At 59.9% G+C, this 2,119-nt stretch carries 2 protein-coding genes; both read left to right on the forward strand.

From position 1 onward, the window contains the following. A partial coding sequence (locus tag AC33YF_RS13755) for an ATP-grasp domain-containing protein (RefSeq protein WP_491777781.1) occupies positions 1-400 on the forward strand: 400 nt, incomplete at its 5' end. 528 nt (positions 401-928) lie between these two features. Further along, the coding region (locus tag AC33YF_RS13760) for a ferredoxin reductase family protein (RefSeq protein WP_491777782.1) at positions 929-2,119 on the forward strand (1,191 nt) is incomplete at its 3' end.

The following is a 2,119-nucleotide window of genomic DNA, read 5'->3' on the forward strand; positions in this document are numbered from 1 at the left end:
CCTACCAGAGGCCGAGAAGGGAGATACGCGCCTGTTTCTGTTGGAAGGCGAGATCCTTGAGGTCGACGGCGAAGTCGCCGCCGTGCGTCGCATTCCGGCGAGCGGCGATCTTCGCAGCAACATCACGGCAGGCGGTCGCGCCGAACGAGCCGTCACGACCGATCGCATGCGCCATATCGCCGATCTCTCCAGAAATCAGCTCAAGGCCGATGACATGTTCCTGGTAGGCGTCGATCTGATCGGCGACAAGATGGTCGAGGTCAACGTCTTCTCGCCCGGCGCGCTTCACGCGGCCGAGCGTGTGACGGGCGCCGACTTCATGACCCCGGTGATCGAGGCCCTTGAGCGCCGGGTTATAGCCGCTCGCAATAAGAGCGGGTCAGGGCAACAGAGTTCGTGAGAATTCTGTCTCCCAATCTTGGCAAGGTTTGAGAAGACATTGTTTGGCGAAGTCATTTTTCTGATTATCGACCGGCCCGGGAATTTCGCCGCGCATCAGCCGGAGCAGGCCGCACTCGCTGCGAATGCTCAGACGAGACGCCAGATTAGCAAATCATTGCTCACAAGCCATCGATGGCGATGTTAGGCGAATTGCTAATGAAGGGGTGGGTGGATCGAAGACTGAGCCCGCCGTTTCTGCCTCTAGCTTGAGCCGTAGCTCGTCATCGGACAAACGTGATGAAGGTATTCGCAACGTAGGGCGACTAAGGAGCAAATAGCCAGGCTACAGTCGAACGACTACTCTTGGGTGGGTGTTGAGCGAAAATCCGGTAGCATACTAGGCTGGCGCAGTTCAATTTCCTTGCGGCCGAATTAGCCTGGGAGGATGCGCCACGAGACGCCGCTGAGCGAACGGTCTCGCGCGGCAGTGGCGGCAGCACCTTGAACCGCTCTGGCAATAACAAGGGAATGAGATTGTGGAGGAAGCTTGAGCCCGAGGATCTTGTTTGTAGGCTATCTCATCGTCACGCTTCTCCCGCTTGGGCTTGCAGCTGCAGGGGCTCGGCCGCCGCGCTCGGTCTGGGACGAGCTTGGCTCGGGCGCGGGTATGCTCGCATTCTCCATAATGCTCACGGAGTTTGTTCTCTCTGGACGGTTCCGGAGCATCTCCGGTCGAATTGGCATGGATCTAACGATGAGGCTCCACCAGCTTCTTGGTCGGACTGCGCTCGTTCTCGCGTTTATCCACCCATTTCTCTACCAGACGTCTCCGAACCAGCCGGTTCCATGGGATCGAACGCGCCAACTGACGATCGTCTATGAACTCGAGTTCTTGATCGGCGGGATACTTGCTTGGATTCTGCTGCCCTCGCTTGTCCTTCTCGCGATCGGGCGAACGAAGGCTTCCTACCGCTATGAGACCTGGCGGCTGATGCACGGCATCGGCGCGCTCGCCGTGGCCGCGCTTGTTCTCCACCATACGTTGTCCGCTGGGCGCTACGCTGCTGACCCGGCGCTTGCTATTGTTTGGATCGGACTCTTTGCAACAGCAATGCTCTCGCTCGTTTGGGTCTATGCCGTCGAGCCTGTACTGCAGGCCTTGCGTCCCTGGTCTGTAAGCTCGGTGCGCCGAATTGCCGACCGAGTGTGGGAACTCGAGATTGAGCCGCGAGGTCATCGCGGCATCGATTATGAGGCGGGTCAATTCGTCTGGCTTAACGTGGGCCATAGCTGCTTCTCGCACTGCGAGAACCCCTTCTCGATCAGCTCTGCGCCCGCTTCCGGACCCGGCCTCCAGTTCATCATCAAAGAGCTTGGCGACTTCACGTCGAGGGTGGGGCAAATCAGACCGGGGACTCGAGCCTATGTGGATGGTCCGCACGGCACGCTGACTGTTGCGGGTCGGACCGAGCCGGGCATCGCGCTGATCGGAGCGGGTGTTGGTCTTGCGCCGCTACTCGGCATCCTGCGCCAACTTCGTCTCGAGCGCGACCCGCGCCCCTGCGTGTTACTGTGCGGGAACCGCTCTTCGGAGCATATCCTGCAGGCGGCGGAGCTGGAACGTTTCGACCGTGAGGGCATCGCCGAGATCGTTCATGTGCTTTCTCGCCCATCTGCCGATTGGACGGGCGAGATTGGCCACATCGACGCTCCCATGATCCGGCGCTACTTCGGCGAT

The sequence above is a fragment of the Methyloceanibacter sp. genome, from assembly GCF_058506495.1.